6 protein-coding genes and 1 pseudogene are annotated in these 6,984 nt (G+C 74.5%); 1 reads left to right on the top strand and 6 read right to left on the bottom strand.

Annotated features, from left to right (window positions below; genetic code table 11):
- Window positions 1-389, top strand: a pseudogene (locus AB0E96_RS36290) (hypothetical protein); the annotation flags it as partial.
- 73 nt (window positions 390-462) lie between these two features.
- On the opposite strand, the gene AB0E96_RS36285 reads toward AB0E96_RS36290, so the two are convergent.
- From AB0E96_RS36285 to AB0E96_RS36260, 6 genes are all read right to left on the bottom strand, one after another.
- Window positions 463-1,596 carry an FAD-dependent monooxygenase gene (locus tag AB0E96_RS36285; RefSeq protein WP_359830283.1) on the bottom strand — a complete coding sequence of 378 codons (1,134 nt, stop codon included), beginning with the start codon at window positions 1,594-1,596 and terminating at the stop codon, window positions 463-465.
- A gap of 120 nt (window positions 1,597-1,716) precedes the next feature.
- On the bottom strand, window positions 1,717-2,307 hold the full coding sequence (locus tag AB0E96_RS36280) for an ATP/GTP-binding protein (protein ID WP_359830281.1): 591 nt from the start codon (window positions 2,305-2,307) through the stop codon (window positions 1,717-1,719).
- Window positions 2,308-2,309: 2 nt separating this feature from the next.
- A complete protein-coding gene (locus tag AB0E96_RS36275) occupies window positions 2,310-2,675 on the bottom strand; it encodes a DUF742 domain-containing protein (protein WP_359830286.1) in 366 nt (121 codons plus the stop codon).
- Between the two features lie 227 nt (window positions 2,676-2,902).
- Window positions 2,903-3,367 carry a roadblock/LC7 domain-containing protein gene (locus tag AB0E96_RS36270; protein WP_359830279.1) on the bottom strand — a complete coding sequence of 155 codons (465 nt, stop codon included), beginning with the start codon at window positions 3,365-3,367 and terminating at the stop codon, window positions 2,903-2,905.
- Window positions 3,367-6,288 carry a nitrate- and nitrite sensing domain-containing protein gene (locus tag AB0E96_RS36265; RefSeq protein WP_359830277.1) on the bottom strand — a complete coding sequence of 974 codons (2,922 nt, stop codon included), beginning with the start codon at window positions 6,286-6,288 and terminating at the stop codon, window positions 3,367-3,369. Before AB0E96_RS36265 ends, AB0E96_RS36270 begins: the two co-directional genes overlap by 1 nt.
- Window positions 6,289-6,699: 411 nt before the next feature.
- Window positions 6,700-6,855: a hypothetical protein gene (locus tag AB0E96_RS36260; protein ID WP_359830275.1), complete on the bottom strand. Its 156-nt coding sequence runs from the start codon at window positions 6,853-6,855 to the stop codon at window positions 6,700-6,702.
- Between the last annotated feature and the right edge of the window lie 129 nt (window positions 6,856-6,984).

Genomic DNA, 6,984 nt, shown 5'->3' with positions numbered 1-6,984 from the left:
CGGGGGGCCGGCAGTGGATGGGCTGGTCCAGCTGGGTCTCAGTCCGGTCCGGTAGCACCCGGATCGGCGTCAGCACGAGGGATCGGAGTTCTGCGGTCATCGCCTTCGACGGCCGCTGGACCCCCCGGGTGTTCCCGGTGAAGGAGCGCACCGAGCCGACGGCCTGGATGGCCTGGTCCGGCCTCTCCTCCTGGCGGACGCCGACGGTGCACCTGGCCCACACCATCCACGCGGCGCTGGCGGCCACCGGGAGGCGGCAGCGGGCGATGGCCTGGCGGGCGCGGCTGGCCACCAGCAGGGCGGACCTGGCGCTGGCGGCGCTGGCCGTCGCGCTGGTCCTGCCGGGGTGGCTCGGGTACCGGATCCTGCAGCTGGCCGGCCGCTGGTGAGGAGCACCGCGGGGGCCCGCCGGCCGGGGTCGGTCGGCGGGCCCCGCCGGGCCGGCGGGCGGAGCGGGAGCCGTCAGTACGGCCGCACGAGGACGTGCGCCGCGCCGGGGATGCCGACCTTGAGCAGCTCGTCCTCCTCCGGCGTGGTCGCGGTGCCCGTCTCCTGCTTGAGGACGGCCCGTGACAGCGCCTGGACCCACATGGCGCGCGGGCGGCGGCGCTCCTCCCAGGCGGCGAGCGCGGCGGGGACGGAGTCGGCTCCGTCCAGGCACAGGGCCAGCACGAGGGCGTCCTCGACGGCCATCGCGGCGCCCTGGGCGAGGTGCGGGGTGGAGGCGTGGGCGGCGTCGCCGGCCAGGACGATCCGGCCGACGTGCCACGGCTCCTCGACGGTGACCTGGGAGATCCGCGAGTAGACCACGGCGGCCGGGTCGGTGATCAGCTCCAGGGCCTCGGCGATCGGCCCGCCGAAGCCGGCCAGCCGCTCGCGCAGCTGCTCGTGGGCGCGCTCCGGGTCCGGGCGGAAGTCCTCGGCCTCGGCGAAGACCGATCCCAGGTACATGTGCTCCGCGCTGATGGGGGTGAGCAGCGCCTTGGCCCGGAGGTTCCCGGAGGACATCACCACGCCCTGCACCTCGGGCGAACGCGGCAGCGTGACACGCCAGTTGGCGAAGCCGGTGTACTCGGGGAGGTACCTGTCGCCGTACAGGCGGCGGCGCAGCGGCGAGCCGATGCCGTCGAATCCGACGACCAGGTCGTAGCGGCCGGCGTGCCCGTCGCTCAGGGTGGCGTCGACGCCGTCGGCGTCCTCGGCCAGGGTGTTGACGGTGGTGCCGAAGCGGACGGTGACGCCCGCCTTCGCGGCGGCGTCGGCGAGGACGCGGGCCAGCGCCGGGCGCGGTATGCCGTTGTTGGCGGGGGCGTCGCCCATCCGGGGCTGCGGGATCCGCGCGAGGGTGGCGCCGGCCGGGTCGCAGATGGTCAGCACCTCCCATGCGAAGCCGACGGACAGGCAGTCCTCCAGGACGCCGATCTCGCGCATCACGTGCAGGGCGTTGGAGGGCTGGATGATGCCGACGCCGAGGGCCTCCGGCTGCTCGCGCAGCTCGGCGACGTCGACCTGGTGGCCGCGCTGGGCGAGGGCGGTGGCGAAGGTGAGGCCGCCGATGCCGCCGCCGTTGACGAGGACGCGCAGGGGTCTGGTCATGAGGGGTGCTCCGAAGGGAAGTTCACGGGGTGTCCGGTGTCCGGCCGGGAGCCGGTGCGGCGGGAGTCGGTCCGGCGACGGGCGCGGTGTCCGGCCGGAGTCGGTCCGGCCGGAGCCGGGTCAGCGGGCGGGTGCGGCGGCGAGGTCCATCAGGTGGTCGACTAGGGCGAGCAGCAGGTCCCGTCCGAAGGCGCGTTCGCGCACGTCGCCGAGCAGCATGGGGACCTGCGGGTCGAGGTCGAGGGCGGCCCGGATCTCGTCGGGGGTGCGGGTGTTGGTGTTGTGGAAGCAGTTGATCGCGACCACGAACGGGATGCCCCGGCTCTCGAAGAAGTCGATGGAGGCGAAGCTGGTCTCCAGCCGGCGGGTGTCGGCGATGACGATCCCGCCGAGGGCGCCGTTGACCAGGTCGTTCCACATGAACCAGAAGCGTTCCTGGCCGGGCGTGCCGAACAGGTAGACGACCAGCTCGGGGCTGACCGTGATCCGGCCGAAGTCGAGTGCGACGGTGGTGGTGGTCTTCTGGTCGACGCCGGCCAGGTCGTCGACGCCGACGCTGGCCCGGGTCAGGTACTCCTCGGTGCGCAGCGGGGTGACCTCGCTGACCGAGCCGACCAGGGTGGTCTTGCCCACGCCGAAGCCGCCGGCGATCAGGATCTTGACGGCGGCCGGGGCGGCGGGGGCGTCGATGGCGGAGTGGGGTGTTGCCATGTTCAGAGTCTCCGGAGTCCTTCGCGTACGGCCGTGAGCAGGCCGAGGTCCACGCCCCCGGCGGCCCGGGCCACCGAGAGCGGCGCCCGGGCCTTCAGCAGGCCCTGGGCGACCAGGTCGCCCAGCAGGATCTTGGTGACCGAGACCGGGAGGTCCAGGCCCGCCGACACTTCGGCGACGGCGATCGGGCGCCGACAGAATTCGAGGATCAGCCGGTGCTCGGGCTGGAGGCCGTGAGCACCGGCGCGGCTGCCCCGCGCCAGGGCCGCGTCGGCCTCCTCCTCGACCGTGGTGAGCACGGTGATGAGGGTGAGGTCGTCGCGTTCGGGCGCGGTCCGGCCGCGGGTGATCGTGTACGGGCGCACCATGCTGCCCGTCTCGTCCTCCGCGTCGTCCTCCAGCTCGCTCCAGTGCGGCACCGCGCCGCGTCGCCAGGCGTCGTCCCGGCCGGCCTGCGGGCCGGACCGGGGGCCCGGGGCCGTGTCGGGCCGCGGACCGTCGGCCGGACCGGTGACCGGTCCGGACTGCGGGCCGGCCTGCCGGCCGTCGTCGAGGCCGTCCCCCCAGGCGTCGTTCCCGTACGGTTCCACCCGGGTCAGCCCCGGTTCCTGGCGGCGAAGGCGTCGAAGGAGGCCGGGGCGGCGGGCGCGCCGGGGACGTCCTCGCCGCGGGCCGGGGTGGTGAGCTTCTGGCCGACCTGCTGCACCAGGGTGTGCATCGCGACGGACATCACCTCGGCGTCCACCTCCTGGGAGGCGACCACGGCCAGGTGGGTGCCCTTCGCGGCGGCGATGATGAACAGCCAGCACTCGGCGAGCTCGACGATCACCTGGTGCACCGGGCCGCCGTCGAACAGCGCGCCGACCCCGCGGGCCAGGCTCTGCTGGCCGGTGGCGACGGCGGCCAGGCGCTCGGCGTCGGCCCGCTCGATGGTGCGGGAGTGGCTGACCACGAGGCCGTCGTCGGACAGCAGGACGGCGTTCCTGGTCCCGGGCACGGAATCGACGAGTCCGTCCAGCAGCCAGTCCAGGTCCTGGTGGGTGGCGATCGTTCGGTTCATCACTGGTCATCCGTTCGTGTGGTTCGGGAGTCCGCGGCCGGAAGGGCCCAGGGAGACGGGTCGGGCGCGGGGTCCGCGGGGCCGGCGGGGGTGGGGGAGGGGCCCGGCGGGGCGGTGGGCAGCGGGTGCTCGCCGCTGTCCTGGGCCCGGGCGGCGCGGGACTGGCGCTGGAAGGCGCCGATCGCCGCCCCCGAGCGCCGCACCGGGCGCTCGGTCCGCTCGAACGGGCCCGCGGGCGTGGTGTCCTCGGCGGGCCGCTCGACCCACTGCGGCTGGGCCGGCGGGGGGACCCGCAGCTCGGCCGCCAGGCTGGCCTGCCGGACGCGTTGCGGCAGCGGGGCCTGGCTGCCCTCGGCCGGGCTGAACGGCACCGAGGTCCGGTACTCGCGGCGTCGGCGCCGCTCGGCCAGCCGGTAGTGGTCGGCCGGGCGGTACTGCTCGTCGGCGTACGGCGCCTCGGCCTCGGTGACCCGCGCGTAGGCGATGTCCGGGTAGGCCGGGGTGCCCTGGGCGGGCGCCGGGTCGGCCGGGGAGCTGTGTTCGATCGGCTGCTCCGGCTGGAAGGGCGGCTGGGCGGCCGGGAAGGGCTGCTCCACCCCGTAGGACGGCTGCGGGCCGTACGAGGGTTCAGCGCCCTGGGGCGGCTGCTCGCCGAAGGGCTGTTCGCCGAAGGGCTGCCCGGACGGGTACCCCTGCCCGGCCGGGTCGGCCGGGTACGGCTGCCCGGTCGGGTACGCCTGCTCCGGCTGGTGGGCCGGCTCCGCCGGGAACGGCAGCGGCGGCACCGGGACGTCCTGGAGCGTGGCCTCCGGCCCTTCGGCCGCCCCGGCGTCCGCCGAGGGCAGCCGCAGCGGCGTCCGGACCGGCAGCGGCGTCGGAGCGGGCTCCGGCCCCGGGAACGGCAGCGGAACGGGGGCGGCCCGCGGGGCGAAGTCGCCCTGGGTGAAGGCGTCCACCGGGGCGACCGGCGGGCCGGCCGGCGCCTGGGCGAGCGCCTCGTCGGAGGCCGAGCGCACGGCCCGGCGGGAGCGGCGCACCAGCGGGATCGGCTCGGTGGCCGTGCCGCCGCCGCCCGGCAGCCCGGTGTCGCCCTCCAGGACCAGCTCGTCCGGGACGAGCACGACGGCCCGGGTGCCGCCGAAGGCGGACGGGCGGAACTCGATCCGCAGCCCGTGCAGGGCGGCCAGCCGGGAGACCACGTGGAAGCCGAGGCGGATGTCGTCGGCCCGGGCCAGCACGTCGGTGCGCGGCGGGCGGCTCATCAGCTCGTTGGCGGCGTCGTACTGTTCCGGGTCCATGCCGAGGCCCCGGTCCTCGATCTCGATCGCGAGCCCGCGGCCGACCACGGCGGCGCGCACCTCGACCGGCGTGGGCGGCTTGGAGAAGGTGGTGGCGTTCTCCATCAGCTCGGCGAGCACGTGCGCCACCGGGCCGACGGCCCGCTCGGACAGCCACGGGTCGCCTTCGATGTCGATCGAGATCCGGCGGTAGTCCTGCACCTCGCCCTGCGCGGCGCGCAGCACGTCCAGCAGCGGGACGGGCTTGCGCCAGCGCCGCTGCGGCTGGCCGCCGGCCATGATGACGAGGTTCTCCTCGTAGCGGCGCAGACGGGCGGTGAGGTGGTCGAGGTCGAAGAGGCCCTCCAGGACCTCCGGGTCGTCGTGCTTGCGCTCCAGCTCGTCCAGCTTGCGCAGCTGGCGGCCGATCAGCAGCTGGGTGCGGCGGGCGATGCGCTGCAGCAGCCGCTCGAAGCCGCGGTGCTGCTCGGCCTGGCCGACGGCGGACTCCAGGGCGGCGGAGCGGGCCAGGTTGAGCGCCTGGCCGAGCCGGGCCAGCTCGTCGGTGCCGCCGCCGTGCCGGCCGGCGGTGATGGTGCGGGTCTCGGCCTCGACGTCCACCTGCTCGCCGCGGCCCAGGCGCTCGACCACCTCGGGCAGGGTGCGCCGCATCTCCTCGGCCTGGGTGTGCAGGTCCTTGATGCGGCGGCGCAGCGAGCGGCTGAGCCGCCAGGAGGCGATGACGACCGCGACGACCGTGATCAGGCCGATGACGGTGGTCAGCACCACGCGGGTGAGCATGCCGAGGATGGCGCCCTTGGCGACCTCGATGATGCCGTTGGTGCGGTCCTCGATCGCCTTGACCAGCGGCGGGTTGAGCCCGTCGAGGGCCTGGCGCCACTGCTCCTGGGTGGCCGGGATCTTGACGGTGCCGTTGGCGTCGGCGGCGGTGGGCTTGAGCAGCGCCTGCTCGACGGCGGCCTTGCCCTGCCAGGCCGAGCTGTTGACCAGCTCCTGCCAGGCCGGTGCCTCGCCGTCCGGGATGTACGGCAGGACCTGCACGTTGAGCAGGTGGTCCTGGGCGCCGATCAGCTGCTGGACCTGCTGGTAGTCGGTGGCCGACAGCCGCCCGGTGGGCCAGCCGCGGGCCAGGATGGCGTCCTCGCGGGAGAGCATCTCCTTGGCCCAGAAGGAGTTGACCAGGGTCTTGGACAGCCAGGTGACCTCACCGGTGTCGACCCGGCTGAGCGCGGTGAACAGCCGCAGGTCGACGCTGATCAGGTCGGTGTAGTAGGTGAAGACGCTCTGCTGGTCGGTGGTGCCGCGGTCGACGGCGGCCCGCTGCTCGGCCAGCTTGCCCATGGCCTGGCGGGCCTCGACGACGGCCGTGCGGATCTCGGCCGGGGCGCTGTCGGCGGTCTCCCCGGAGAGGGTCTGGAACTGGCGGACGGCGTCGTCGGTCAGCTGGCGCTGGTGGCGCAGCTGGTCGGTGTTGGCACCGGGCCGGGCGAGCGCCTCGGCGCTGAGCCGCCGTTCCTCCTGGAGGTTGTAGTAGACGATGTTGGACGGCTGGCCGGCCTTCTGGGCGATGGTGGCCTGGTCGGCCAGTCGCTGGAAGTCGGCGATGGTCTCGCCACTGGTCACGGCCCAGAGGGCGACCAGGGCGATGCTGGGGACGACGGCCAGGACGAGCAGCGCCGTCCGCAGGGACAGGCGTGGACGCCTGCGGGGGCCCTTCGGCGTCGGGGGTCGCCGATTCGCACGCGCGCGCAGAGCTGACTCCTTGGGGCTGGCGGGCCGGCCGGTGAGGGGGCGGGCCGTCCGGGGCACGGGTTTTTGACGAAGCGATACTAGTCATATCGTGTGATTGGAGTGAAAACCCGTTCGCCGCCTGGGCCGCGCTTGCGCACGCGGTGGACACAATGTCATTCAACCGTTGACCGTATGTATGCGGAGCAGGCGGTTCCGGGCTCGCCCGACACAGTGTCCACGAGCCGCCCAGCCGACGGATGTCCGGGGTGTGAAAACTGTGTGATGCCTCGCCGGGGGCCGGTTTCAGGGCGTCAGTAGGCGTGACCGGGTGGCCTCCAGCTCCTCCGCCAGCACCCGTCCGGCCGTCTCCGGATCGCCGTCGCGCAGCGCCCGGACGAGGTCCGCGTGCGCGTCGTAGCCGTGGTCCTGGTCCTCCGTGCGCAGCCCGAACAGGCCCACCAGGGCGACCAGTTGCTCGCGCAGAACCGGGGCGAACCAGCTGGTCAGCCGCGCCCGCCGCGCCGGACTTCATTTCAACGCCCGCGACGTCTTCCAGCACCCCACCGTCCGCGAGCTCGCCGTCGTCGC

It is taken from the genome of Kitasatospora sp. NPDC036755 (assembly GCF_040636595.1).
GTDB lineage: Bacteria > Actinomycetota > Actinomycetes > Streptomycetales > Streptomycetaceae > Kitasatospora.
This window is presented reverse-complemented; position numbering and strand designations above follow the sequence as displayed.